Source organism: Nocardia gamkensis NBRC 108242, from assembly GCF_001612985.1.
Taxonomy (GTDB): Bacteria; Actinomycetota; Actinomycetes; order Mycobacteriales; family Mycobacteriaceae; genus Nocardia; species Nocardia gamkensis.
In genome coordinates this window covers 278,650-305,401 of sequence record NZ_BDBM01000007.1, presented here as the reverse complement: position 1 = coordinate 305,401, position 26,752 = coordinate 278,650, and the positions used below count along the sequence as shown (strand labels likewise).

The following is a 26,752-nucleotide window of genomic DNA, read 5'->3' as shown; positions in this document are numbered from 1 at the left end:
GCGTCGTACTGCAGCGGAGGGCTCGACGTCGAGTGGATTGTCCGAGCCGGCCGAGCGGGTGGTGCGAGGGACTCATGTCGCGGTACGCCCGGCCGGAAGTCGTCGCGCTGGTGTGTGTTCATGATTGCTGCACAACGACCGCGCGAGTGTTGGTATTCGACTGGTGACCGGGAGGTGTCTGGACGAGGCCCAGTATCCGCAACGTCGGCTGGTCAATCTGGAGGTGGGGGCAATTCTGTCTGTCATCTCGGCGAGAAGACACTCGATCGACGTGTCGTAAATGCCGGGATGTAGGCAGGACGGTGAAGCCTTCAGCCAGTGACCCGCGGTGCGGTTGACCGGTCCCTGTCTGACCAGCCCCCTGCAGGGTGATGTCGACTCCGCGACCGATGTCTATGGCTACTGGCGTGACGCCCTCTACGGACTCAGCGTTGCGTGAGGTGGTGGGCGCGGAGCCGCTATGGATCCCGTGGCTCAGAGGTACTGAGCGCCTTATATTTCCGGCTTGTGTGTCGGTCACCCGACGTACTCTGGCGCCGATGAGTATTGCAGGCGTAGAGGGTGCGTATCAGGGGGCTCTTCGGGCGTTCAAGACCCCGATGCTCGATTTGCTCCATCAGACGTATGCGCCGTTTGTGGTGACCATGTTGGCGACAGTGTTCACGGTCGAGCGTTCCACGGTGGCCGTGGCGGACGCGCATGCGGAGATCAGCGATGCGTTGAACCAGTTGCGGGCAGTGGGATACGGCGAGGAAGACCAGTTGCCGTTGCCGGTGGGCAGCGCGCGTGATCTGTGCCGTCAGTGGGTGAACGCTGGGTGGCTCGTGCGCCAGGTGCTGGACAACGAGGTCGAGGTGTATCGGCTGTCTGCGCACGGCGTGGGCGCATTGGAAGTTGCGGGCCGGGTGGGAGGTTCGCGGACACGGGTGTCGGAGTCGCGGGTCCGGACGCTGTTGGAAGCAGTTGAGCGGCTGGCGCAGGACGCCGATCCGGATGTGACGGCGCGGATCGCCCGTCTGAGAGGGGAGATCCAGGAACGGCAACAGGAGTTGCGGCGGCTCGAGGCTGGTGGCCCTGTCGAGTCGATCGATGATGAGCGGCTGGTGGAGGAGACGGAAAACGTTCTGCATTTGGCGCGGGAGCTGCCAGCAGACTTTGCCCGCGTGGCGGAGTCGATCAAGGCCATGCAGCGGGACGTGGTTGCTGATCTTCGGCAGGATGTCCGGCCGACGGGGGAGGTGTTGCGTGAATACCTCGAACAAGGACAGCAGATCATGGACGCAACGCCCGAAGGGCGGGCGTTCGCAGGGGCGCTGCGGTTGATCGGCGATCCAGAGCAGATCGATGATTTGTCGAGCAGGTTGCGCACGGTGCTGCGGCATCGGTTCACCGTGCAGTTGACCGAACCGCAGCGGCGGGAGTTCACCGATATCGCACGCCGGATCGAACGAGGCGTCAAGGAGGTGCTGACAGCGCAGCGGCAAGCGTCGCACGTGATCACGACCCAGGTGCGCAACCATGATCCGATGCGGGACCGGCAAGTGGACGAGTTGCTCCGTGAGGTGATGACCGGCTTTCAACGATGGATGCCCGGCTCCCGGCGCGGTGAGCCAATCGAGCCCCTGCGCCGCCTACCAACCGCCAGCGTCGAGCATCTACGTCAATCGGTGAGCAATCTACGCCCATTCCAGGCGCCCGCACCGCTGGCCGAGTGGAACCCGGACATGGTACCGGACAACGATACCCGGGCATGGGGCGGCCCGAATTACGCGGCGCTGGATGAGCATCTAGCACGGTTAGGCGCCGAAACGGACACCATCGAAATCGCGGCCGCGTTCGGTGCGGCACCCGAAAAAATCCGCCGCCCAGTCGATTTAATCGGTCTGCTTGAGCTCGCGCATCGCGCCGGTATGACCGAAACTGGAGAGGTTGTCACCGTCGAGGCGGTCCGACCGGATCAAACTCGGCGGCGATTCGCGTTCGGTGGCGTGGTCGCGGCGGCGAGGGAGGGGGCGGCGGATGAGTGAGACGAATGCCGACGGCAGCTCGTGGTCGGAGACGGAGGACACTGGGTTCATCGACCCGGTGTCGATGGAGGAAGACCCGACCGAGTTGTTCGCCGGCGACACGGGCACGCTGGACGCGCAGGTGCGGCGGGTGCTGGTGAGACTGCTGCAGCGCCGGTTCCTGCTGGCCGACAAGAATCCGACGCAGTGGCGAACTGCTACTGGAGAACCAGCAACTCATCGAGTCGCGGCTACACGACATGTTCGTCCGGCTCGTGATCGATCACGAGCGCGGCATCGCCCACAAGCAGCAGGTGCGATCAGCGGAACTCGATGTGCCGATCCTGTTGAGAGACGACCCCTACAACCGCGCCGAGACGCTGGTACTGGTCCACCTGCGCACGGTATTCCAGCAGGAACGGGTCGCGGGTGAGATGTCGGCGCGCGTCGATATCGAAGAGCTCGAGCAAACGGTGCTGACCTACTTCGATCCTGATGACACCAACCTGGCACGAGGGCAGCAAGAGATCCGCAGCGCGGTGACGCGGTTGGCCAAGGAGGGGTTGATCGAGGAGGAAACCTCGGGCCGGTACCGGATCACGCCGCTGGTGGAGGTCGTGATGAGCACGGAGAAACTCAGTGAGCTGAGTCAGTGGTTGCGTGAACGCACCGACGGCCCAGGCCACATGGTCGACGACGCCACGGGAGATATCGCGTCATGAATATGATCGACACGCTGTTCGGGCTGATCCCCGAGGCGTCCCGCGGCGAGCAGTGGGTGGCGCGGGATCTGCAGCTGGTCAACTGGGGCGGGTACGACGGGCATCATCGTGTGCGGTTCGCGCCCGGCGCGACCCTGCTGTGCGGTGAGTCCGGATCGGGCAAATCGACTCTGATGGACTCCTATATCGCGTTGATCATGCCGCACACGATGCCGTTCAACGGAGCCTCCAATGGTGGTGTCGTCGGTCGGCCGCGTGGCAAGGATCAGCGCAACATCCTGTCGTATGCGCGGGGAAAACTCGATGAATCCCGTACTGGCGGCGAGACGAAGGCCCGGGTTCTGCGCGGCGACGGCCGGGACACCTGGTCGGCGATCGCGATGACATGGGTGGATCGGTCCAGTGCGCAGTTCACTGCCGTGCGGGCATGGTATGTGCCGTCGTCGGCCCGCTCCCTCGACGACCTCGTCAAGGTACGAGCCACCTGCGACGGCCCCTTCGACCTACGCACGCTGGCGGGACCGGCGAACAAGCGGCTCGCCGAGCCCGCAGTGAAAGCACTCGGACTTACCTGCCACCCCACAGATCTGGAGTACACCGCGCGGCTGCACACTGCCCTCGGGATCGGCGCCGCCGGTGACGGAAACAAAGCGGTCGCACTGCTGGGCCGGATTCAGGCAGGACAGCAGATCACTACCGTCGATGCGTTATACAAAACGATGGTTCTCGAGGAACCCTCCACCCTGTCCACGGCTGATGAGGTGGTCAAGCAGTTCGACGAACTGTCCAGCACGCGCAAACAGATGACCACCGCGCGCCAGCAGGTCAGGGCTCTGACCCCGATCCGGGAGCATTGCAGCACAATCCACGACGGGCGCGAGCGCGTGCGCATGATCGAGGTCATCGGATCGTTCACCGACTCCTCGTCGCCAGCGTGGTTGTGGCGGCACGAACGACGAGTCGAGTTGCTGCGCGCTGCCAAGGAAGATCTACGGCAACGTCGCGAGGGAGCCGACCGAGAAGTAGATGCGCAGTCGGCTCTCGCCGATGCGGCCAGATCCGAATTGGATGGAGTAGCAGAGACTCTGCGTGCTTCCGGCGGCGACAGGTTGGACAGAGCCCATGGCGCGCTTCGCGAGGTGGACAAGCGACTCGACGAGGTCAGACGGGCGCGCACGCGACTCGACAAAGCGTTGCATGTCCTGGACGCCGAGGTAGCCGGCGAAGAGGATTTCGCTGCGTTGGTCATAACCGCACGCCGATTGCTCGATGACAAGATATCCAGGCAAACCGCTCAGAACAACTTCGCCGAAGCTAAGGCGCACCAGACGACCGTGAAGCACGGACTGGTGGAGTTACGTGCTGAGCGCAAGGCCGTCGCGGCTCGTCGGGGCAATATCCCCACCGAGTTGCATCGAGCGCGCGCGGCGCTCGCGGAGGCCGCTGGTCTCACGCTAGATGATCTGCCATTCGTCGGTGAACTGATCGAGGTGCATACCGTATTCGAGCCGTGGCGCGAAGCGTTCAACCTCGCCTTGGGCGGGTTCGCCACCAAGATGCTGATCGACATCGCACACCTGAACACGTTTCGCGAAAAGATCAACACCGTGCGCACCGTTAGGCGCATCCAGTTCGAGGGCGTGCGGACCGGATTGCGGGACGAGATCGGGCTCGACGATCGCAAGCTGCCCGGCCGCCTCGACTATCGTCCCTCGCCGTTCACGGCCTGGCTCAAAAGCGAACTCGTCAACCGGTTCGACTATGTCTGCGTCGAGAACCCCCGTCTGCTGCCACAGCATCCCAAGGCACTCACGATCACCGGTCAGATCTCGGACGGCACGCGCGGTGCGCACGGCGGACAGGGACGGGCCAACGTCCTCGGCTTCACCAACGACCGGCTGCTGAGGGGCCTCGATGAACAGATTCGCGACGCCGAGAAACACGAGACCACCGCGGACAAGCGATTGAAAGACGCGCAGGACGCCCTCGACTCCTTCGAAGACCGCCGCAGCGCCTACCGTGCTGTAACCGAACTGTCCTGGGATCAAGTCGATGTCGACTCCGTCTCGGCCGAACGGGACCGATGGACAAATATCATCGACGAGGTTCACTCTAACAACCCCGAAATCGACCGGCTGCAAGCGCAATTGAATGCGCTGGAGGCCAAGGTGAAGGACCTCGCCGAGAAAGCGGTCCGGGCCAAGCTGAAAATGGAAGGCCTCGATGACGCTTGGAAAACAACCACCGCCGACGCAGCCGACGCCCAACAGGAACTCGACACCGCCCGCCAGTCTGGTCGCGAGATCAGCGCGGGGCATCGCGACTATCTCACCGCATTGTTCGGTACGGGAATCACTGGCGATGTCCCAGCCGACGAGGCCCTCAAGCTATTCGATGCCGCCACCCGCCGTGTGACCGATCGGCTCGCCACCGATCGACTGACGGCGACGAACGCGATCGCCAGGGCCAGAAACGCACTGTCCGAAACGTTTTCGACATTCGTCGAACGCTGGCCGAATCCGAACCTCGGTACCGACCCTGATGCCTCCTACGATGATTTCGAACGCCTGCTCACCGACCTGGAGACCAGCCGACTGCACGAGCTGGAAAGCCAATGGCGCGACAGCCTGCTGAAACTGTCGGGCAACGACCTCACCAGCCTCGACAGCGAACTCGCCACGGCCATCCGGGAGATCCGCGACCGGATCGAACCGGTCAACCGCATCCTCGCCGACCTGGCTTTCTCCGATGATGACCATCGACTGCAGATCGACCCACAGGAAAGCCACTCGACCGTTCGCGCTCGCTTCCGCAAGGAGTTGCGTGATGTCCGCCGCCTGATCGACCAGGCCGGCACCGACACCGAACGCGAGCGTGCCTACGGCCGGATGGCCAAGGTGATCGACCGCATCCGACGCACGGCCCCGGACTTCGCCGACCTGATCGACGTGCGCAACCACATCCGCATCAGCGCCGAAAAGCGCAACGCCGCAAATGAACACGTCGCGCTCTACGACCACATCGGAGAGAAATCCGGCGGCGAGTCCCAGGAACTGGTGGCCTTCATCGTCGGCTCGGCCCTGCGCTATCAGCTGGGCGATGCGGGTGCTGAACGCCCCCGCTACGCTCCAGTCTTTCTCGACGAAGCGCTCATCAAGGCCGACGCCCGCTACACCGGTCGCGCCATCGGTGCCTGGCGTGGCCTCGGATTCCAGCTCATTATCGGCGCCCCCAACGACAAGAACAGCGCCATCGAACCGCATGTCGAGGCCGAGTATCTGGTGCTCAAGGACACCCAGAGCCGTTCGTGGGCCAAACCCATTATCGGCGTGCCCGAGGAGCAGGAGTGACCGCCCGTCTGGTGACAGTGCAGGAGGCCGTTGACTCGGTTTGCCGCAGAATCGACCAGAAGTGGGCCGACGCTGTGTGCGCCGAGCACGGTATCGATGCCCCCGTGACCTTTTCGGTGCCGCTTCGCCCCGGCCTGTCGACAGGGAAAAGAGTCGGGCAGATCGGGTACGACCGCTGGCACGAATGGCATGTGGCCTGGCGCCTGTTCGAGACAAAAGTCATCAGTGGAATCGAACGGGTCCAGATCATCCGCAAACCGGTGACGATCCGTGGTGTAGCTGATGAGTTCCCGGCGATGCTCGTAGCCGAAACTCCCACCGCCGCCATCGAACTCGTGGCCCGGGCCCAAGCGAGCCCCCTGGCCGTCGACATCGACCGGGCCCGCTCCCTCGCCGCGGCACTCGCCGCCGTCGGCGCGACTCTGACCCCAGCAACCTTGAAAGCCACCTACCGGCTCGCCGACTCCGACACAGCAGTTCTGTTCGAGGCCGTGTCCTGGTTACGCGACCACCCCGACGTGGGTGGCTGGACCGCCCGCCAGCTCCCGGTCCCCGGTATGCACTCGAAGTGGCTCGAAACCCACGGTGCGCTTCTGGCGATGGTCGCAGGCCGCGACGTGCGCGCCGAAGTCAGGCCACGACTCGCCGTCGTTCACCTGACCTACGTCGACCCCGACTACGCCGCTTCGGGCAGACGCAGGCACGACTCGTGGACCACCGGCGACGTACACAATCTCGCGTACGAGCCACGGGTCGTCCTCATCGTCGAAAACCGTGACTGCCGCCTCTGGTTCCCACCTGCTCAGGACACGATCATCGTCGAAGGAGGCGGCAAGGCCGCCGCGTCTCTGCTTGCCAGCATCGCCTGGATACGCCAGGCCGAACACGTTGTCTACTGGGGTGATATCGACGCCGACGGCTATGCGATCCTCGATCGGCTTCGCGACGCGATGGGCACACCTATGACCGACAGCTTGCAAGTCAAGACCGTCCACTCCATCCTCATGGACGCTGCCGACCTGCACCGGTACGCCCGTCACGGCGTGAACCACGACAAGGCCGGTCGCCCAATCAAGCCTTCCCCGGCGCGGCTCACCCACCTCACCCAGGCCGAAGCGGACGCCTACGACTCCGTCGCCACCGCAGGACCCGCGCCTTTCCGGCGAATCGAGCAAGAGGCAATGCCACTTTCTGACGTTGCGGCACGACTTGAGTCATTGATCAACACTCTCGACTCCGACCTTGCTTCCCGATCGGTGACACCTCGATCCACACAGCCAGATCTGAGATACGCCCGACGACAACGATGACGATCGTTTTGACCAGTGGGTTTCTTGGGAAACGCTGAGGACTGACGCGGATTCAGTCGGAAGCGGGCGCTCCCCCGACCTCCGCTGGATCTGCGCACGCAAGGTACTCGTCGCGTGCGCTAGCCGAGCTGAGCGCCAGCGATCCGGCCAGCCACGCCCTGTCTCCGCGATCCGGCGCCTGTACGTTCAGTGCGCCGGGCGAGTGGGCGGACGGCGGTGGCCTGCGGGGTCGCTGTCGTACGGATATACACCCCACGCTGCCGCCTCGGCCGCGGTGGGCTGGCACCAGAAAGCGTTCATCAATTCGTGGATCAGTGGCCGCGGATCATCAGGTATGTCGGTCACCGCGTCGGCAAAGGCGTATAGGGTCGACCGGTATAGGCTCACGCCCCATTCTTCGGCGGGACGGTTGTTGTGGGACTGAAGAATTGGTTCTACCTGTCCGACATGTGTGCGTTGGTAGCCGGAGACGATCCCGTGGTCGCCCATGCAGAAGGTCTCCACCACAAACGGTGCATCCGCTACCCGCCAGTGCGCCCCCTGCTGGGCGGCCGTATTGTACATGTACGCGGCAACACGGTCCGGATCAGTCCAGCCCGTCGGGCGTAATTCGTGGGCCCAGAACAGTACATGCGGACGTTCGAAACTGGCTGCTTCGCACACAGTTACGAGCGATCCGATCATTCGGCCGGTCCATCCCGCGTCGATTAGGCCGGTGCCGCCCGTGGCGCGTACATGATGACCGCTACGCCGACTAGGCATATCACCGCGCCGATCACCTCCCACCGGTCGGGGCGGCGCTCGGTTCTGTCATCAGTTCGTAGACGTCTCCGTCTCGATGTACGTCGCTGTGGGCGCATCGAGACGGGAACGGGAACCGCCCTAAACCGGCAGGCCGCGCATCGCCAGATCGAATAAGAATCTGCGATGACCAGGTGTTTCCACTTGCCCATGCTTTGCATGTCCTGTCGGGGACACCGGCCCGGGCCCGACGGTAGCCACAGCGGGTACACAACCGCCCAGGTGGCACTAGGCCGAACAGAATCCAGAACCAAAACGGGGGGTAAACGGGGGGCAGACACAAAAACAGGTCAGGCCCGGTCTGAGACCGGGCCTGACCTGCTATTTCTGTGGAGCTAAGGGGACTCGAACCCCTGACCCCCACTCTGCAATGCTGGTGGCTCATGATCTTCGCCAGGGCCAACCACAGCTGGTGGTCGGCATTTCGCACCCGTCAGGCCACCCCCAGGTAGCTACCGATCGGTGGCCCGCATCCGGTGCGTTGTCTAGGATCGCACGGTGAGCACGCCCGAACTGGTCTTGCAGTACATCAACAGCCTGAAATGGATACTGCTCATAGCCGGGAGCTTTATGCTCTTCCGGGAACCACTCGGAAAACTCGTGAGCCGCCTGAGCCAGCTCTCACTGAGCGGACCAGGAGACCTGCAGCTGACGCTGGAGGCATCGGTTGACGCGGTCGTTGACGCCGCTGCGCCGACAGTCCCGCTCCCCACCACGGTCGAAGAATCGACGCCTTCGGCTATCGAGCCTGCACCACAGGAGCAGACGGCTCGCGTATCGGTCAGCCCGGACATCTTCGCGTTGTACCACTGCACTCCGCAGGAAGTCGCAGCCTTCAAACGAAAAATCCCACGGCTCATCAACTTCAGCTACAGCAGGCAGCTCGCCACGCTTGTGCCGGCCGATTCGGTGGAGACAGTTTTTCGCGAGGTGAATTCAATCCTCAAGGATGCGACGCCACCATCGTGGGAGACGACGCTGTGGCCCGGCACCCCTGAGGATGTTTGGGATCTCTACGAGGCGATGGTCCGCACAGTGGGGACCGCCTCAGTTCTGCCAGATGCGGTGAGTCCCGGAGCCGCTAAGGCGTTCATCGCCCTCGCCGAAAAGTGGGGGGCGAACTACAGTACGTTCATCGGGAACGCGATTCGGGGTCTGGAGATGCTGCCCGAGGGCGCCCGCGTCGAGTTGCTGACGAGTGACTAGACACGTACGCCCAGCGGAGCTGATCAGAACGTTTGGCGCGGCGCTCGGCAAGGGCTCGACCGATCTTGCTACCGCCACTCATGCGTTGGGTCCATGCAGACAGCCCCGGCGCGGCGGCGCTTAGCCTCAAACCAAGAGGCGCAACCACAGTTTCACTGCGACTCCGCTCGATCGCCCGAATAGTTGCGCGCGCAAGATCTTCGGGAGACCGCATATCGATCCAAGCTTCGTAGGTCGCGCCCATGTCTGGAGATGAATCGCGTGACCAGCGATAGCAACATCCGGTCACGCGCTGCCCACGTCACTCCTCAACCCAGGACGAAGTCCGCTTCGAGAACCAGCTGGCCACCATAACTTCCCAGGACACCGGTTTTCCCATCTTCGTTATGCCCCGCCTGGGGCGCGAAACTGCCCGTCCTCGCGTCAGGCGATGGATCCAGGGCTTCGAGCCCTCACGCATCCCTCAGGTCGGAGCGCCGGGGTACAGCGACCACCATCCCAGCCAGAGCTACCAGCTTCCATCGCCGGTGTTTCTACGATTTTTCTGCGATTTGCAGGCGGGTTTGCACAGGAACTTCCGGGAAGCGACGGATAGCTTCAGGGCTACCAGATAGTCATCTACCTGCGGAAACTGGGACATCGTAGGAAGAGTCGGGCACCTTCGGGAACCTGCGAAAACGCTGTGCCGACTTCATGACCAGTTAAGGATAGCCGTCACGGTGAGCCGGTTATTCCCCCCTGCTCGCGCGCCCGCGCGGGGCCGCGAAAGCCATGTGATCGGCCGGATCTCAGGGTTCTCACCTATTGAATGTGCCGCTGAATAGCGGTACGTTGTTCAGCGTATTGATCGCCGGTCGGTCCGTTCGCGAGCCGGATCCAGGACCGGGACGCCGGGCGGTCGACTACCGGACGAATCGATCAGTGAGGAAGTTCCGATGGACCCACGCACCCATGGACGTACGCGACGTGTACTGGCACGCGCCGCCGCCGCGTCCGTACTCGCCCTGATGCCGCTCACCGCCGTCGCGGTGCCCGCGCTCGCCGACCCGATCGTGCTCGAGCCCGCCGACCAGGTCGACGCGGCCCACGGCCGCCCCGGGAACGGCCACGGCGGTCACCGTCACGACGGTTGGAACAACGGACGGCACAACGACTGGGACCGGGGACGTCACGACGACTGGTTCCGCGGCCGCGACCGCCACGACGACTGGGACCACGGCAGGCCCGGTTGGCACAACGGCTTCCGCCCGCCGACCGGAAGCGGCTTCTGAGTTCTTCCACTGTTTCCGGGGCGGGCCGATGTCGGCCCGCCCCGGAAACTGTGTGGAGTCAGCTCCGAATACGGCTCCCCCGCGTGTCTCGGTAATGGCGTGGCCCGGACACCAGCGTGTGGCCGTGGCGCGGCACATGCGGGTGAGCACGGCGCGGCACCGGTGCATCCGGATGGGCGCGAGTGCGGGACCCGGCTCGAAGAGCAGCGGCAGTGTCTCGGGAAGAGCGATGTCGCGGACCAGGGCGTCTCGGCCATCGAGTTGCCGAGTCGCTACTGCGCGGCGGCGGCGCTCCGGCGGCCGCGCAGCATCGCACGGCGTGGCCTGCGTACCTCGGGGGCGTCGGCCGCGAGCGACGGGTCCTGCACCCGCGTGTGCCCGGCCTCGATCCACTCCGTGGCTTCGACTGCGCCACGGCGCAGTACCGCGGTCCCGCGGACGACGGCCTCGCAGCGGCGGGCCAGCTCGCGCCGGTCCGTGCCGGGTTCCAGCACCGGTTCCAGCACCACCTCGGCGACCATACCGCGCGAGCGCAGCACCCGTCGCGCGGAGGAGGCGAAGGTGTCGGCGCCGACGAACGCGGGCACCGTGCACGGCACGCCGTGCCGGTCCAGGTACCGCAACCGCACCGGCTGCACGGGGCTGCCGGTGTCGACGGCCGCTTGGAACAGCGCGGAACGCATGGTGCCGTAGGCGCGGCCGCACCAGGTGGTGCCCTCGGGGAAGATGCCGATCCGCTCGCCCGCGGCCAGTCGCGCTCCCACCGCGGCCACCACGCCGGGCAGCTGCCGGAGGCTCTCGCGCTCGATCGGGATCACCCGCATCAACTTGGCGAGCTTGCCGATCAGCGGCCAGTCCACCATGTCCGCGCGGGCCACGAAGCCGAGTGGCTGCACCGAGGCCAGCGCGACGATGTCGGTCCAGCCGATGTGCCCGGTGACGACCAGCACGCCACGGCCCGCCGGGCCGAACCCGGCGGGTGCGAGCGCGGCGTCGCCCTCATCGACGACACCGCGCTCGTTCACGACCCCTCGGTTGTCGACGATCCGCAGCCGCATGCCCAGGCAACCGAGCAGCAGCCGAGCGTAGCCGCGCTGCAACGGCACGCGCTTGCCCCGTGGTGTCACCGCGTTCGCGAACGGGAAGCTGAACAGCAGTCCGGCGACCCCGGCCAACCGGGCGGCCACCCGCGCCGGTCCGACCCCATCGATCGAATCCAGGCAGCCGGGCCCGCAGGGGCTCGACGGCATCCAAGCGTGTGCGGTGGACATCGCGGGCGGCGCGTCGAAAACCACGGTCCTCACCGTCCCCCGTCGAGCGACGCGGCCGCGTCTTGTAGTCGGTCGAGGTACCGGGTGTTGATGGTGTCCAACCCGAGCAGCACGACGAAGTCGGCGACCGCGAAATCGGGATCGTGGGCGGGTTCGCCGCACACCTCCGCGCCCAGCCGCAGGTACCCGCGCACCAGCGGGGGCAGCTTCGGCCGGGACGGCGGCGTCAGTTCGTCCAGGGACTTGCCGTCGATGATCACCGGATTGTGCGGGTGCACCCGGCGCTCCGGGTCGGAGGCGTGCCTGCCGAGCAGCATGTCGCGCACGCCGCGCACGTTCACCCCGGGCGGGTCGGCCGGGGTGTCCTGCATCGGCACCGACACGCAGCCCATCACCCACTCGTAGCCGGTGAGCTGGATGTAGTGCAGGATGCCCGCCCACATGAGCGTGAGCACCGAGCCGTTGCGGTGATCAGGCACCACGCAGGCGCGGCCCATCTCGACGATCCGCATCCCCTCCGGATCCAGTTGGGCGAGATCGAATTCCGTCGCCGTGTAATACCCGCCCGCGGCGGCGACTCGGTCCGGCGGCAACATCCGGTAGCAGCCGACGAACTCGCCGTTGGCGTTGTCGCGCACCAGCATGTGGTCGCAGTGCTCGTCGAATCGGTCCGCGTCCAGGCCGGTTCCGGCGTCCGGGATCCGGAAGCCCGGCTCGTTCGCGAACACGTTGTAGCGCAGGCGCTGTGCGGCGACACGGTGGTCGCGGTCGGAGGAGACCACCAGCGAGTAGCGCGACCGCCCCTCCCCGGAGTCCGTCGCTCGAGCCGGGGCTGTCAACACGGACGAAATAGTCATATCCATGATGAAGCCAGTCCGACAATGCGCCTCAGCAACCTCGAAGTGTCGCCGCGATGCCGGTTGGGTTAACGAGACGGCGGTCACACCGAGCGTTCACCGAACGGTTCCACCGTGTTCGTCCATCGGCATCGAAATGCTTCCGACATGCGGTTTACCGCGCGAAGCCCCCTTCGGGCCAGGAAGCCGCGCGCGGCGCGCCCGCGCACCGTGAATCGCGCCGCCTTCGATCGTGCGGCGCGATTCTCAGGTGCGAGAAGTCATCAGGCGGCGCGACTCTCCGCAGCGAGTACCTTCGGCGCGGTCGTGTCCTCTTCGGCGAATCCGGGACGCCCGGTGAAGATGAACGCGACCAGCCAGGACGCGACCGCGGCGAAGCGGTTGCGGAAGCCGACCAGGTAGAACAGGTGCACCGCAAGCCAGATGAACCAGGCGATCACGCCGCGGAAGGTGACGCGCTCGTTGAGCTTCGTCACGGCGCTGAACCGGCTGATCACCGCCATGCTGCCCTTGTCCCAGTAGGTGAACGGGGTGCCGGGCTGCTTCTTGCGGCGGATGATGTCGGCGGCGTGCCTGCCCTCCTGCATGGCGACCGGCGACTGGCCGGGGTAGCCGTTGAGCGAGGTCATGTCGCCGATGGCGTAGATGTCGGCGTAACCGCCGACGGTGAGGTCCGGGTTGATCAGCAGCCGGCCCGCCCGGTCGGTCGCCACGCCCGTGGCCTCGGCCAGGATCTTCGCGAACCCGCCCGCCTGCACGCCCGCCGACCAGACCACCGTCTCCGCCGCGATGGCGTGCTCGACGCCGTCGGCGCTCTTGACGGTGACCTTTCCGCGCTCGATGTCGGTGACGAAGGTGCCGAGCAGCACCTCCACGCCGCTGTTGGTCAGCGACTTCTTCGCGTACTCCGACAGCCCGCCGCCGAACGGCGGGAGCACCTCGCCGGCGCCCTCGACGAGCGTGACCGAAACCTCCTGGTGGAAGTGCCGTTTCGCCAGCTCCTTCAGCTGACCGGCCACCTCGACGCCGGTCGCGCCCGCGCCGACCACGACGAAGCTCAGCAGCCTGCGCCTTGTCTGCTCGTCGGCCTGCGTGGCCTCGGCGAAGACCCGCGCGATCTGCGCGCGCAGCCGCCGCGCGTCATCGATGGTCTTGAGCGAATAGGTCTTCTCCGCGAAATCGTCCCGGCCGAAGTAGGACTGGCTGGCCCCGGTGGCCGCGATCAGCGAGCCGTAACGGATGCGGTGGCGCTCGCCCTCGTGCTCGTAGGTGAGGACGGCCCGGTCGGGATCGATGTCGACCACCGTGCCCAGGCGCACGTCCGCCTCGCGATGGCGACGCAGAATCCCCGCGATCGGCGGCGCGATCTCATCCGATGCGAGCACACCGGTCGCTACCTGGTACAACAGCGGTTGGAACAGATGCTCGGGCGTGCTGGATATCAGCACATAGTCCACCCCCGACTTGGCCAGCTGCTTGGCGGCGGCGAGCCCGCCGAACCCCGATCCGACAATGACGACACCCGCGGTTTCGATTCCCGCTTCCACGTACTGCATGACAGCCTCCTTCTCTCATTACCAACCGCGATCCGGAGGACGGATATTTCAGGTGTGTGGGCGCATAATTTAGATGAGTCTTATCTCGATTCGTAATTAATAGGAGGTCGCTGTGGAACTTCGGCAGCTCACCTACTTCGTCGCGGTGTGCGAGGAGCTCAGCTTCAGCGGCGCCGCGGCGCGGTGCTTCATCTCGCAGTCGGCGATCAGCCACCAGATCTCCCGGCTCGAGCGCGACCTCGGCGTGCAACTGTTCGAGCGCTCGACCCGGTCGGTCGTCCCCACCGACGCGACCGCCCGGCTACTTCCCCTGGCGAAACAAATGCTGAGCCTGGAATCGGCGATCCGGGCCGCCGTGCGGACGGTGGGGCCGCGCATCCGGCTGGCCGCGAACATGTCCTTCGCCACCCGCTCGCTGTCGGCCATCGCGGGAGCGCGCGCCGCGCATCCGGAGGCGGAGATCGAGTTCGTGATCAAACCCTTCCGTCAGCGCATCACCGCGGTGGCCGACGGGGACTGTGATCTGGCGCTCATTCGCGGCCGCGTCGACCAGCCGGGCCTCGTGGTGGAGCAGCTCTGGGTCGAGGACCTGGTGATCGCCACTTCCAGCGCACATCCGCTGGCGACCAGAGACACGGTGACCCTGGCGGACCTGAGTTCGTATCCGCTACTTCTTCCGCCGGAGCAGGAACAGGTCCTGCTGCACACCGTGATCCGCAACGCCTTCGCCGAACTGCCCACCGGCCCCACGTTCGGACCGCCGATCCCGCCCGATCACACGGCGACGATGGAGTTGATCAACCGGCCCGACGCGTGGACGGTCCTGTACGCCGAGAGCACCACCGAGGGACTGGTGGTGCTGCGGCTGGCCGAATCCAAGTTGCGTATCCCGGTCTCGGCGGTACTGCGTTCCGACGCCAGGCGATCACCGATCCTGGACACCCTGCTCTTGGCGCTGCACCGCTGTTGAGCACAGTCAGTCGTCAGCGGGCCGTTCATCGCCGCGAGCCGTCGGCTGCGGGCGGTCACGGCTCCGGTCACGGAACTCGCGACATCGTCCACAGCGACGATCGCTGCCGAGTCGATCGAGCGGGGCGGCGTGCTCGACACCGTCGATCAGGGAAGCGGAGTGAACCCGATTCCGATCGTGTTCGGTCCTTGCGCTGCGATGTCGTCGAGAACTCCGTGAATACCGGTGAACCGGAACGGTGCCCACGGCTCGAGCGGATTGATCGCGGAGGTGATTCCGACCAGACCACTGCGTGTGGTCACCGGTCCACCGCTGTCGCCCGGAATGACCGCGGCCCATGAACTGATGACGTTGTTCTCGTACTCGATCACGAGACCACATGTCGTTCCGGACACCTGGCCGTACTTGCACATGATGTCCGAGAGCGGAACCGGATGCGCGCCGATCCGGCAGATCACGGTCCCGTTCGGCGTCGTGTTGACCGGCTTGATCTTCGTTTCGTCCAGCTTGATGACCGCGTAGTCCTTGGACGAGTCGGCCGGAAACCGCATCGACGGAAAGCCGGGCCAATTCGTCGGCCAGGTGGCGTAGTACCCGATCGGGCCCAGTCCGCGATGCCCCGTGAGGAACACCTCCTGAGCTCTGGTGTTCCGAGTCATCATGTGCCCTGCCGTGAGAGCCACCAGATTGCCGAGTTCGTCATATCCGACAGCTCCTACGGTCCCCCAGCTTCCGCGCGGTGGTCCGCCATCGGACGTGATCGACGACCCCGGACCGAAATTCACCCCGGTCGGCGCAGGCGTGCCGACATATGTGAACGAGATGCCGTTACTCAACCCGCTCGGCGTGGTGACGGTGATGTGCACAGCTCCCCTTGCCGCAGGAGAGACCGCCGTGATCTGTGTTGCGGACTCGATCGTGAACGAGGTCGCCGGAATGGTTCCGAATTCGACCGCCGTAGCTCCGCTCAGATTCGTCCCGGCGAGAACAACCGTGGTTCCACCGATGTTCGGCCCCGAATCCGGGCTCGCCGAGATCAGAGTCGGAGCCGAGGACCGGGAAGTAGTGGTGGACATAGCGCGCCTCCTCGACCCGGCGGAAGTAGTTCCGCTGCGCCAGGGCGGCGAACTCGCTTGATCCTGGCCCTATTCAGTAAGGCCCCTATACCGGTAAGCGGGCAATAGATCTCCAGATCCGTTTTCTTCCGTTTTCAGATCGATTCGGTGGTCGAGGAAGGCCGATGGCGCGGGAGCAGCCGTGACCAGAAGTCGTGGCGTACCGCATCCCACAGCGCGGTCATTTTCGGCAGCAGTTCCCGCACTTGCGCGAGGTCGGGGTAGGAATCCGGGCCGTAGGAGGCGATCGGCGTCACGTCGGACGCTCCCCGCACGATCATGATCGCGATCCGATGGCCTTCCAGCCGCCAGATCGCCTGAAAGCCTCCGACTTCGGTGTGATGGATCTCGTGCATTCCACATCAGTCCCGCTCGCTTCGCGTGACGTCGGACATACGGGAGGCCGAGCCGTGGGAGTCCGCGAGGGAGGCGCTGAGCGCGTCGAGCACATTCAGGAGTGTTTCCATATCGGGGCCAGGCGATATAGGCAGTGAACGGGCGGGCGGATCGAACGCCAGGCCACGGGCGGCGGCGCGTTCGCGCGGGCTGGAGACCGGTGGAACGAGCTTGCCCGCCCGCACCAGACAGCTGAGCGCCGACGCCTTTCGCGGGCAAGTGGCTGCGCGACATCCTCGGTGCTGCTGCATTATTCGATGCGCTTCGGTGATGGTGAGCGGATGGTCAGGATGGGCGTGGCCGGGACCGACCGCACCGGGCTGCGCGCGTGCCCACGTCACGGCGGGGCACACCGTCTCGAGGTCGCAGGTCTCGCAGACTCGGGCGGGGGTGTTGTCCACGGTGGTCAGGTCGTGGACGACGAGGGCGGCGGCGTGCACGCCGACCGCGATGGCCAGCGCGTATCCGACCGGGTCGACTTCGCTTTCCGGGGGCCGGACGGTGTAGAGGTAGTGGTAGCCCAACTGCTCGGCGTGGCGGCGTATTTCGAGCGCGTGCCGTGGGGCGTGCGGTCCGGATATCTCGGTTCGTATCAGTCCTACGGCATTCGGTGGCTGCCTCCTATGCGTGGCTGGTCGGAGGGCCGAAGATCATGTCGGTCCAGCACCGGCACATGGCCGAGATTTCGAAGCTACCCAACGTCACTACTGCGGATCCATCCCTTCAGCGCCGGGATGGCTTGGGGGATGCCGCACGGCCTGTTCATCATCATGGAGTTCGACTCGAACACCAGAGGTGTGCCGGTCGAGCCGCCGATCGTTTACCTGGAGGGAGGCCCAGCGCAGGATGTATACCTGGAGAAAGCCGAGGAGATTCGGCTCTATAGCGAGCTCGCCTCGGTCATCGGGGACAAGTGCCTGGGTGAAGTGGAATCGCGAGACCTGCTCCGGCGGGGCAAGGAGTTACGAGCGGTGAACGGTGACCTATCCGAGGCGAACTGGTTCAAGAGCAGCCGCAGCGCCAGCGGTTCGCAGTGCGTCGAAGTGGCATGGCTGGGCGGCGGCATGATCGGCGTCCGGGACAGCAAGAACCCGACCGGCCCGGCATTGGTGTTCGCACCACGAGTGTGGGACGCCTTCACCACTAGCGTGCAGGATGGAGGATTCAACCGCCCCCTGACCGCATAACCGAACGACCGGCCCCCATCCCGCCAACCACAGGGCCGGGAGCGGGGCCGGTCCGCATGCGTCCGCCGGAACCGCCGACCGCCTATCGGACCATGCTCAGAGCCCTTCGAGAACGAAGGTGAAACCTCAGCTTCGCCGCCCACCATGCGCACGGTTATCCTGATCTAATTCGACGAGTCGAACTCTGTGTCAACACATTTCATGACACTGATGTTGCCGTGCTCATAGACTCTGTGGGGTGAGCGAGCAGCATCCGCCCACGGGGGGCTCCCGTGTGAATCATCCTGAACAGCGACCACCATCACGGCAAGAGGGGCCGCCGACACCTGAACCCGTGCATAGTCGTCGTGCTCGACTCCACGAGATCGGTCCAGCTTGGATCACCGCGATCTCCGGCCTCATCGTCGCCTTGACCGGAGCCGGTGTGTTCGTGGGGCGCGCGACAGCACCTGTGTCGGCTCCACCCGCGACGTCCACCTCCGCGATCGCTTCCGCACCGACGACGCCGGCGATCTCTTCACAAGCATCGATGACGGCATCAGCTTCGAACGTCCCAGCCGGCACGATGCTGGTCGACAATTGTGCTATCGACATCGCACATGGCTACCGTCTGCCGATCGGCAGGCTATCCGAATGCCCCGTTCCTACAACTGATTACGGTATCGGCGTCGAGATGCGCTACCTGACTTTCTCCACCGAAGCCCCGTTGAAACTTGCGAGGCTGGACTCGCCCCCCGCAACGTTCGATGCCTGCAAGAAGAACACCAGGTTCACCAAAGAGGTATTCGGTCCCAGAAAGAATTACGTCGTGTGCATCACCGGCAACGGTGTCGTGGCTGCCGCTACGTTCACGAAGACTGCCGAAGGCGATGATCCGACCGCGACGTTCAATCTCACGATCTGGCAGGAGTAGAGCACGAGCGTGACGGCGCGCAGCAGGCAAGACCTTGGTCGAGCCGGACGAGGACCCACACACACCAGGTGAGTGGAATGCCTTCACCACAGACCGGAAGGGGCGAATTCAACCGCACCGCCTGACCGCAATTCGCAACCCAGCCGAGTCGAACGGCCCGCTCCTGGCCACTACAACCTAGAGCGGGCCCGGTCGATCCCGTCTCGCTGCGCTCAGACACCCAATTCCGTCGATGCCAGCGCCGTGCCCTCGATGCGCGCGCGGATCTTGGCGAACGCCGTCTCCCGTGAGGTGGAGGTGTCGTCGGCGAATGGCGAGAAACCGCAGTCGTCGCAGGTGCCCAACCGATCGACGGGCAGGAAGCGAGCGGCGAGCAGCACGCGGTCACGCACCTGTTCGGGTGTCTCGACGCGCGGATCGATCGGGTCGGTGACGCCGATGAACACGCGCGCCGTGGCCGGCAGGTGTTCGGCGACCACGGCCAGCACCTTCTCCGGGTCGGGCTCGCTGGCGAACTGGAGATAGAACGCGCCCACTCGCAGTTGCAGCAGCTTCGGCAGCAATTGGACGTAGTCCACGTCCAGGCTGTGCGTGGAGTCCTGGTCGCCGCCAGGGCAGGTGTGCACGCCGATCCTGGCCCGCTCCTCGTCCGAGAACCGTTCGAGCACCGTGTTGTTCAGCTCGATGAACTGGTCGAGCACGCCGCCGCTGGGATCCAGCTTCAGCGAGAGCCGCCCTTCGGTGAAGTCGAGCTGCACCAGGTACGCCCCCGCCTCCAGACAGCCGCGGATGTCGGCCTCGGCCGCGTCGGCGAGATCGGCGAGGAACTGCTCGCGCGGATAACCCTCGATACCCTCGGCCGGATACAGCAGGCTCAGCGCCGACGGCGCGATGACGGCCTGCTTCACCGGAACGGTGGCGTGCTGCTGTGCGGCGCGCAGATAGTCCGCCGCGTGCGCGGCGTAATGGAACGGGCCTGTGGTCAGCCGGGGCAACTGCCGCTGGTGCCCGTCGGCGAACGGGATGATCGCCCCGTCCGGGGCCAGGTTGTCCAGCCCGGCGAGCGGATAGGTGGCGAAGCTCGGCTTGGATTGCTCACCGTCGGTGACGACGGGAGAGCCGAGTTCCTCCAGCTTCCGGATGGTCTCGGCGACCGCGCCGCGCTGAAGTTCGGCGAGCGCGGCGGCGTCGCCGGAATCATCGGCCATGGCGGCCAGGAGGTCGTGAGGTCGAGGGATGCTACCGATCGGTTCCGTGGGGATGCTCACCGGGCGAGTGTAAGTCCGCCACCTGCATCTCCGACGCCAAATCACCTGCACCGTAATTTCTTTCGCATCGGTCACGATTCTCGCTCACCTGGCCTCGAGACTTCGCACCAATTTCGCGCCGACCTCTTCCGACCGAGCACAACGAACCAAGTACTCGAAGATCAGCGCCTCTACATGCTCATCGACCGCAACGGTTCGAACCGACCAGCGCCTCGGCGGAGTCGCTCGCACCCCGGCGTCAGTTCTCCGGTTTCCTGGTCGATGCGCACGAACAACACGTCGGCCACGCGATGGCGATTCGTTCGACCAGTTGCGTGAGGTCACAGTCGTAAATGGTGGCCAGGGCTTGGAGCGTCTCACGAAAGCGGCGAGGGAAATCGACATAGTCGGTGGCCAAGGGCAGCATGATTCGGCCTAGCAGGCCGTCCTCGCCCGGAAGTCGCCAGATTTCTTTGACGTCTTGATCGCGGTATTCGAGTTGCCAGTCGTGGTTGGCCAGGTACTGGGACACCACCGGTGGCGATAACATCGAAGCGACCTTCAGAAGGGTGTCCTGCCGCGTATTGATCGGCAGACCGCCGTCCATGCCGGTCGCCACCTGAAGGCCGCCGCTGTCCACGACGTCGCTCATCGCCCCCCTCGTCCCAATCCCGTGCGGCAACGCTCGCCGACAGTAGCTCGAAATCGTTGCCTGCTGGGCTATTCAGAGGTGAGAACGAAAAAGTGGCCCCGACCGTCCGGTCGGGGCCACTTTCGAACGCTCGAAGGGTGTCAGCCCTTGTGCGACTTGACCGCTTCGGTCAGCTGCGGCGCGACGTTGAACAGGTCGCCCACGATGCCGTAGTCGGCGATCTCGAAGATCGGCGCCTCTTCGTCCTTGTTGACCGCGACGATGGTCTTCGAGGTCTGCATGCCCGCGCGGTGCTGGATCGCGCCGGAGATGCCGAGGGCGATGTACAGCTGCGGCGAGACCGTCTTACCGGTCTGGCCGACCTGGAACTGGCCCGGGTAGTAGCCCGAGTCGACGGCGGCGCGCGAGGCGCCGACGGCCGCGCCGAGCGAGTCGGCCAGCGCCTCGACGACCGAGAAGTTGTCGGCGGAGCCGACGCCGCGGCCACCGGAGACCACGATGCCCGCCTCGGTGAGTTCCGGACGGTCACCGGCCACGACCGGCTCCCGCGAGGTCACCTTGACCACGCCGTCTTCCTGCGCGGGCACCTCGACGGTCACCTTCTCGCCCGCACCGGCCTGCGCCGAGGCCTCGACGGCGCCCGGGCGGACCGAGATCACCGGAACATCGCCGGTCACCTTGGCGTCGACGGTGAACGCGCCACCGAAGATGGAGTGCACCGCGGTGCCGTCGGACTTCACGTCGATGACGTCGACCAGCAGGCCGGAGCCGATGCGGGCGGCCAGGCGACCCGACACCTCCTTGCCCTCGGCGGTGGCGGCGACGATCACGGCGGCGGGCGAGACCGACTCGGTCAGCGCGGCCAGCACGTCGACCTTCGGGGTCACCAGGTAGTTCTCCACATCGTCGGACTCGGCGATGTAGATCTTCTCGGCGCCCGCGGCGGCCAGCGCGTCGGCCAGCTTCTCGCCGGTGCCCGCCGTGCCGAGCACGACGGCGGCGGGCTCGCCGAGAGCGCGAGCCGCGGTGAGCAGTTCGGTGCTGACCTTCTTGATCGCACCCTCGGCGTGCTCGACGAGCACGAGTACTTCAGCCATTTGTTCTCTCCTAGGAAGTCTGCAGGCGCTACCGAGATCAGATGATCTTCTGGCCGATCAGGTACTGAGCGATCTTGCTGCCGCCGTCGCCCTCGTCCGCGATCTTCTCGCCCGCGGTGCGCGGAGGCTTCGGGGTGGCCGCGGTGACGGTGGAGCCCGCGTTCGCGACGCCCACGGTCGACGGGTCGACGCCCAGGTCGGCCAGCGTGAAGGTCTGCACTTCCTTCTTCTTCGCGGCCATGATGCCCTTGAAGGACGGGAAGCGCGGCTCGTTGATCTTCTCGGTGACGCTGACGATGGCCGGGAGGGTGGCCTCCAGCTTGAACACGCCGTCGTCGGTCTCCCGCTCGCCGGTGATCTTGTCACCGTCGACGGTCAGCTTGCGCAGGTGCGTCAGCTGCGGGAGGCCGAGGTACTCGGCGATGATCGCGGGCACGGCGCCCGCGCGACCGTCGGTGGCCTCGTTACCCGCGATGACCAGCTCGACACCCTCGACCTGGCCGAGCGCACTGGCCAGCACCCACGCCGTCTGCACGGCGTCGGAGCCGTGGATGGCCGGGTCGTTGATGTGGATGGCCTTGTCGGCGCCCATGGACAGCGCCTTGCGGATGGCCTCGGTGGCGCGGTCGGGACCGGCGGCCAGCACGGTGACCTCACCGCCCTGGGCTTCCTTGATCAGCAGCGCTTCTTCGACGGCACGCTCGTTGATCTCGTCGAGGACGGCGTCGGCGGCCTCGCGATCGAGCGTGTAGTCACCGTCGGTGAGTTTGCGCTCCGACCATGTGTCGGGAACCTGCTTGATGAGTACGACGATGTTCGGCATCGGTCTTCGTCGACCTCCTGTTCTGGTTACACGTAAATGGTGGTCGCACGAGCTGCGCCGTACGCCCGGGTGGGTGGCTCAGGCCGTGACATTACCTTACGTTAAGTTACTCGTGGGTAACTTAGCGGCTTCTCTCTCACAAGTGGGTACCACGCGTTACAGTGCCCCGGTTCGGCGGCCCCGGGTCCGGCCTGCCGGAGCCGCACTTCCGAGCCGACCGGGTGGGGTGTTTCCCGCGGATGCGGTGCCAGTAACGTCGGAGTGATGAGCGAGGCTGTGATCCCTGCCGCAGTGGGCGACCCGTCCGGCATCTCCGTGGACACCGAGGCCGCCGTCGGCGCCGTCGAACCACTGCCGCTGACCGGCGAGCGCACCGTTCCCGGCATCGCCGAGGAGAACTACTGGTTCCGCAGGCACGAGATCGCCTACGCCCGCCTGCTGGACCGCTGCGCCGGAAAGACCGTGCTGGAGGCGGGTTCCGGCGAGGGCTACGGCGCGGACATGATCGCGGGCGTGGCCACCAAGGTGATCGGCGTGGACTACGACACCAGCGCCGTCGAGCACGTGCGCGCGCGCTACCCCCGCGTGGAGATGATCCAGGGCAACCTCGCCGAACTGCCGCTGGAGGACGCCTCGGTCGACGTCGTGGTGAACTTCCAAGTGATCGAACATCTCTGGGATCAGTCCCAGTTCCTGCGCGAGTGCCTGCGGGTGCTGCGCCCCGGCGGCGAGCTGCTGATCAGCACGCCCAACCGGATCACCTTCTCCCCCGGTCGCGACACTCCGCTCAACCCGTTCCACACCAGGGAACTGAACGCGGCCGAGTTGACCGAATTGCTGGTCGACGCCGGTTTCGAGGTCACGCAGATGATCGGCGTGCACCACGGTCCCGGCCTGAAAGCGTTGGACGCCAAGCACGGCGGGTCGTTCATCGACGCGCAGATCGAACGGGCGCTGGCGGGCGAACCGTGGCCCGCGGAACTGACCGCGGACGTCGCGAGCGTCACGGTGGACGATTTCGCGCTGGTCGCCGCGGACATCGACGCGAGTCTGGATCTGGTCGCCATCGCGGTGAAGCCTTGACCGATCGCAGTACCGTGCCCGGCGGGCACGCCGCAAGCCCGGTGCCGGGCCAGTTCACCTTGGTCCTGCACTCCCACCTGCCCTGGCTGGCCCATCACGGCCGCTGGCCGGTCGGCGAGGAATGGCTCTACCAGTCCTGGGCAGCGTCCTACCTGCCCCTCGTAGAGGTCCTGCGAACCCTTGCGGCCGAAGGACGTTCGCATCTGCTCAGCCTCGGCATCACGCCGGTGCTCGCGGCCCAGCTGGACGACCCGCACTGCCTGGCGGGCATGCACCACTGGCTGGGCAACTGGCAGCTGCGCGCCGACGAAGCCGCCATGGCGGGCAATGTCGCGCTGGGCAGGCACGAACATCGCTTGGCCGCCGCCGCCCTGGCCGAGTTCGAGCAGCACTGGCAACACGGCGCGGCGCCGGTCTGGCGGGCGCTCATCGACGCGGAGACCATCGAACTGCTCGGCGGCCCGCTGGCCCACCCGTTCCAGCCGCTGCTGGATCCTCGGATGCGCCGGTTCCAGCTCACCGAGGGCCTGGCCGACGCGCGGCACCGCTGGGGTCACACACCTACGGGCATCTGGGCGCCGGAATGCGGATACACGCCCGGCATGGAGGTCGGTTACGCCGCCGCGGGTGTGACACATTTCATGGTCGACGGTCCCGCGCTGCGCGGCGACACGACGCTCGGACGTCCGGTGCGGGATTCCGACGTGGTCGCGTTCGGCCGCGATCTGCAGGTGAGTTACCGCGTCTGGTCCCCGAAATCCGGCTATCCAGGCCACGGCGCCTACCGTGACTTTCATCACTATGACCACGCGACGGGTCTCAAACCCGCACGGGTCACCGGCAAGACCGTGGCGGGCCCGGACAAGGCTCCCTACGACCCGGAACTGGCCGCCGCGGCCGTCGCGCGGGACGTGGACGACTTCGTGCGGACCGTGCGCGAACGGTTGATCGCCGAGTCCGACCGGATCGGCCGGCCCGCCCTGGTCGTCGCCGCGTTCGACACCGAACTGTTCGGCCACTGGTGGCACGAGGGGCCGCAGTGGCTGGCGGAGGTGTTGCGCGCGCTGCCGGAAGCGGGCGTCACGGTGGGCACCCTTGCCGACGCGCGAACACGCGGCTACCTGGGCGAACCGGTGCCGCTGGCCGACTCGTCCTGGGGTTCGGGCAAGGACTGGCGGGTGTGGGCAGGCGAGCAGGTGCGGGATCTGGTCGAGCTCAACGACGACATCGTGCGGCTGACCCTGGACACCATCGACAAGATGCGCGCCGCGCAGGGCGGCGCACTCGGGCTGCGCGACCACGTCGCCGATCAACTGCTGCGCGAGGCGATCCTCACCGTCTCCAGCGACTGGGCGTTCATGGTGAGCAAGGACTCCGCCGCGGGTTACGCGCGCGACCGGGCGCACCGGCATGCCCACGCGGTCCGGGAAATCGCCGCGGCCGTCGGGGCGGGCCAACTCGCGAAAGCACGGCAGTTGGCGGCAGGATGGGGGGCAGCTGACGGACTCTTCCCCGGCGTGGACGCGCGACGACTCACCTCCGCGGGGTCCGTACCCAGCGCCACCGGGGCAGTATCCGCCGCCGTGCCAGGACCGGGCTCCGCCACCGCGGACCACGGGCCGGTTCCGGCGGACCCGGGCTCGGCCGCAGAAGGACTTGCATGAAGATTTTGATGGTGTCGTGGGAGTACCCGCCGGTCGTGGTGGGCGGACTCGGCAGGCACGTGCATCACCTCGCCGTCGAACTGGCCGCGGCCGGTCATGAGGTGGTCGTGCTGTCCCGGCGTCCCTCCGGCACCGACGCCGCTACCCATCCCACGCACTCCTACATCGCCGACGGCGTGCTGGTGGTGGCGGTCGCGGAGGACCCGCCGGTCTTCGACTTCGGCGAGGACATGCTCGCCTGGACGCTTGCCATGGGGCACGCGATGGTGCGCGCGGGCGTCGCGCTCGGCAAGCCGGGCATCGGCGACGGTTGGACGCCCGACGTGGTGCACGCGCACGACTGGCTGGTCGCCCACCCCGGCATCGCCCTGGCCGAGTACTACGACGTGCCGCTGGTGTCGACCATCCACGCCACCGAGGCGGGACGGCACAGCGGCTGGGTCGCGGGCAAGGTCAACAAGCAGGTGCACTCGGTGGAGTGGTGGCTCGCCAACGAGTCCGACGCGCTGATCACCTGTTCGTCGTCCATGCAGGACGAGGTCGAACGGCTCTACGGTCCGGAGCGGATCCCGATGACGGTGATCCGCAACGGAATCGATGTGGGCGCGTGGACTTTCCGCCCGCGCTCGCCGCGCAGCGGTCCGCCCCGGTTGCTGTACGTGGGCAGGCTCGAGTACGAGAAGGGCGTGCAGGACGCGATCGCCGCGCTGCCCCGCATCCGCCGCGCCCATCCCGGCACCACCCTGACCGTCGCGGGCGTCGGCACCCAATTCGAGTGGTTGCGCGAACGCGCCCGGGTGCACCGCGTGGCGCGAGCGGTGACCTTCGCCGGTCAGCTCGACCACTCCGAACTGCTCGGCTGGCTGCACGGCGCCGACGCGATCGTGCTGCCCAGCCGGTACGAACCCTTCGGCATCGTCGCGCTCGAGGCGGCCGCCGCGGGCACCCCGCTGATCACCTCGACGGCGGGCGGCCTGGGCGAGGCGGTGATCGACGGCGTCACCGGCGCCTCGTTCGCGCCCGCGGACGTCGACGGTTTGGTCGAGGCGGTCCGCGCCACCCTCGACGACCCCGCCGCCGCGCAGCAGCGGGCCTACGCCGCCAGGGAACGGCTCACCGCCGATTTCGCGTGGGACGTGGTGGCCGCGGAGACCGCCCAGGTGTACCACTCGGCCAAGCGGCGGGTGCGCAACCCGCTCGGCCGCCCCTCGATCGTGGAACGTCCGCTGCCGGAACGCGATCCGAAGTAACCCCG

At 66.2% G+C, this 26,752-nt stretch carries 24 protein-coding genes; 12 read left to right on the top strand and 12 right to left on the bottom strand.

The annotated features are described in order from the left end of the window. The first annotated feature begins 539 nt into the window (after positions 1-539). The 4 genes from NG1_RS09040 to NG1_RS09025 all read left to right on the top strand — a co-directional run bounded on the left by NG1_RS09040 (position 540) and on the right by NG1_RS09025 (position 7,388). Complete coding sequence (locus NG1_RS09040) at positions 540-2,027, top strand: DUF3375 domain-containing protein (RefSeq protein ID WP_062969585.1); 1,488 nt, start codon at positions 540-542, stop codon at positions 2,025-2,027. Between the two features lie 239 nt (positions 2,028-2,266). Next, on the top strand, positions 2,267-2,728 hold the full coding sequence (locus NG1_RS09035; RefSeq protein ID WP_245659842.1) for a DUF4194 domain-containing protein: 462 nt from the start codon (positions 2,267-2,269) through the stop codon (positions 2,726-2,728). Between the two features lie 2 nt (positions 2,729-2,730). Further along, positions 2,731-6,078, top strand: coding sequence for an ATP-binding protein (locus tag NG1_RS09030; RefSeq protein ID WP_245659841.1), 3,348 nt, complete (start codon positions 2,731-2,733; stop codon positions 6,076-6,078). Further along, positions 6,075-7,388, top strand: coding sequence for a Wadjet anti-phage system protein JetD domain-containing protein (locus tag NG1_RS09025; RefSeq protein WP_063910294.1), 1,314 nt, complete (start codon positions 6,075-6,077; stop codon positions 7,386-7,388). The genes NG1_RS09030 and NG1_RS09025 overlap by 4 nt, the downstream gene beginning before the upstream one ends. A gap of 186 nt (positions 7,389-7,574) precedes the next feature. On the opposite strand, the gene NG1_RS09020 is transcribed toward NG1_RS09025, so the two are convergent. Further along, entirely contained in the window at positions 7,575-8,072 is a 498-nt protein-coding gene (locus NG1_RS09020; protein WP_062969583.1) for a hypothetical protein, read from the bottom strand. Positions 8,073-8,095: 23 nt separating this feature from the next. After that, positions 8,096-8,248 (bottom strand): YnfA family protein, encoded by a 153-nt coding sequence (locus NG1_RS39210; RefSeq protein ID WP_373686134.1) that lies wholly within the window; start codon positions 8,246-8,248, stop codon positions 8,096-8,098. A 439-nt stretch (positions 8,249-8,687) separates the two neighbouring features. Here NG1_RS39210 and NG1_RS09015 point away from each other — a divergent pair, with 439 nt between their 5' ends. After that, positions 8,688-9,395 carry a hypothetical protein gene (locus NG1_RS09015; RefSeq protein ID WP_062969582.1) on the top strand — a complete coding sequence of 236 codons (708 nt, stop codon included), beginning with the start codon at positions 8,688-8,690 and terminating at the stop codon, positions 9,393-9,395. Positions 9,396-10,330: 935 nt separating this feature from the next. Further along, positions 10,331-10,666 carry a hypothetical protein gene (locus NG1_RS09010; protein ID WP_062969581.1) on the top strand — a complete coding sequence of 112 codons (336 nt, stop codon included), beginning with the start codon at positions 10,331-10,333 and terminating at the stop codon, positions 10,664-10,666. Positions 10,667-10,938: 272 nt separating this feature from the next. On the opposite strand, the gene NG1_RS09005 is transcribed toward NG1_RS09010, so the two are convergent. From NG1_RS09005 to NG1_RS08995, 3 genes are all read right to left on the bottom strand, one after another. Beyond that, entirely contained in the window at positions 10,939-11,961 is a 1,023-nt protein-coding gene (locus NG1_RS09005) for a lysophospholipid acyltransferase family protein (RefSeq protein ID WP_245659840.1), read from the bottom strand. 5 nt (positions 11,962-11,966) lie between these two features. Beyond that, a complete protein-coding gene (locus NG1_RS09000; protein ID WP_062969611.1) occupies positions 11,967-12,794 on the bottom strand; it encodes a GNAT family N-acetyltransferase in 828 nt (275 codons plus the stop codon). A 263-nt stretch (positions 12,795-13,057) separates the two neighbouring features. Then, positions 13,058-14,350: an NAD(P)/FAD-dependent oxidoreductase gene (locus NG1_RS08995; protein WP_062969580.1), complete on the bottom strand. Its 1,293-nt coding sequence runs from the start codon at positions 14,348-14,350 to the stop codon at positions 13,058-13,060. A 112-nt stretch (positions 14,351-14,462) separates the two neighbouring features. Between NG1_RS08995 and NG1_RS08990 the strand changes: the two genes are divergently transcribed. Beyond that, a complete protein-coding gene (locus tag NG1_RS08990) occupies positions 14,463-15,320 on the top strand; it encodes a LysR family transcriptional regulator (protein ID WP_062969579.1) in 858 nt (285 codons plus the stop codon). 146 nt (positions 15,321-15,466) lie between these two features. Here NG1_RS08990 and NG1_RS39310 read toward each other — a convergent pair whose 3' ends face one another. The 3 genes from NG1_RS39310 to NG1_RS08970 form a co-directional block, all read right to left on the bottom strand. Beyond that, complete coding sequence (locus NG1_RS39310; protein WP_084498791.1) at positions 15,467-16,396, bottom strand: IPT/TIG domain-containing protein; 930 nt, start codon at positions 16,394-16,396, stop codon at positions 15,467-15,469. 134 nt (positions 16,397-16,530) lie between these two features. Next, entirely contained in the window at positions 16,531-16,791 is a 261-nt protein-coding gene (locus NG1_RS08975; RefSeq protein ID WP_062969576.1) for a hypothetical protein, read from the bottom strand. A gap of 6 nt (positions 16,792-16,797) precedes the next feature. Next, the gene (locus NG1_RS08970) at positions 16,798-17,355 is read right to left on the bottom strand and encodes a hypothetical protein (RefSeq protein ID WP_062969575.1); all 558 of its coding nucleotides are present in this window, start codon (positions 17,353-17,355) and stop codon (positions 16,798-16,800) included. 222 nt (positions 17,356-17,577) lie between these two features. On the opposite strand from NG1_RS08970, the gene NG1_RS38980 reads away from it, so the two are divergent. Next, positions 17,578-18,018, top strand: a complete 441-nt coding sequence (locus tag NG1_RS38980; protein ID WP_501193574.1) for a DUF397 domain-containing protein — start codon at positions 17,578-17,580, stop codon at positions 18,016-18,018. 238 nt (positions 18,019-18,256) lie between these two features. Next, the gene (locus NG1_RS36510; RefSeq protein WP_157113932.1) at positions 18,257-18,931 is read left to right on the top strand and encodes a hypothetical protein; all 675 of its coding nucleotides are present in this window, start codon (positions 18,257-18,259) and stop codon (positions 18,929-18,931) included. A 212-nt stretch (positions 18,932-19,143) separates the two neighbouring features. Here the strand turns inward: NG1_RS36510 and NG1_RS08955 are convergent, their stop codons facing one another. The 4 genes from NG1_RS08955 to NG1_RS08940 all read right to left on the bottom strand — a co-directional run bounded on the left by NG1_RS08955 (position 19,144) and on the right by NG1_RS08940 (position 22,750). Then, positions 19,144-20,199, bottom strand: a complete 1,056-nt coding sequence (locus tag NG1_RS08955) for a uroporphyrinogen decarboxylase/cobalamine-independent methonine synthase family protein (protein ID WP_062969573.1) — start codon at positions 20,197-20,199, stop codon at positions 19,144-19,146. A 238-nt stretch (positions 20,200-20,437) separates the two neighbouring features. Continuing rightward, on the bottom strand, positions 20,438-20,830 hold the full coding sequence (locus NG1_RS08950) for a hypothetical protein (RefSeq protein ID WP_062969572.1): 393 nt from the start codon (positions 20,828-20,830) through the stop codon (positions 20,438-20,440). Between the two features lie 140 nt (positions 20,831-20,970). Next, positions 20,971-21,927, bottom strand: coding sequence for an electron transfer flavoprotein subunit alpha/FixB family protein (locus NG1_RS08945; RefSeq protein ID WP_040868613.1), 957 nt, complete (start codon positions 21,925-21,927; stop codon positions 20,971-20,973). A 37-nt stretch (positions 21,928-21,964) separates the two neighbouring features. Further along, the gene (locus NG1_RS08940) at positions 21,965-22,750 is read right to left on the bottom strand and encodes an electron transfer flavoprotein subunit beta/FixA family protein (protein WP_062969571.1); all 786 of its coding nucleotides are present in this window, start codon (positions 22,748-22,750) and stop codon (positions 21,965-21,967) included. Between the two features lie 264 nt (positions 22,751-23,014). Here NG1_RS08940 and NG1_RS08935 point away from each other — a divergent pair, with 264 nt between their 5' ends. The 3 genes from NG1_RS08935 to NG1_RS08925 are packed head-to-tail and all read left to right on the top strand — an operon-like array spanning position 23,015 to position 26,747. After that, on the top strand, positions 23,015-23,833 hold the full coding sequence (locus tag NG1_RS08935) for a class I SAM-dependent methyltransferase (protein ID WP_245659839.1): 819 nt from the start codon (positions 23,015-23,017) through the stop codon (positions 23,831-23,833). Beyond that, positions 23,830-25,497, top strand: a complete 1,668-nt coding sequence (locus NG1_RS08930) for a 1,4-alpha-glucan branching protein domain-containing protein (protein WP_210750393.1) — start codon at positions 23,830-23,832, stop codon at positions 25,495-25,497. The genes NG1_RS08935 and NG1_RS08930 overlap by 4 nt, the downstream gene beginning before the upstream one ends. Beyond that, the gene (locus tag NG1_RS08925; protein ID WP_062969569.1) at positions 25,494-26,747 is read left to right on the top strand and encodes a glycosyltransferase family 4 protein; all 1,254 of its coding nucleotides are present in this window, start codon (positions 25,494-25,496) and stop codon (positions 26,745-26,747) included. Before NG1_RS08930 ends, NG1_RS08925 begins: the two co-directional genes overlap by 4 nt. Positions 26,748-26,752: the final 5 nt, after the last annotated feature.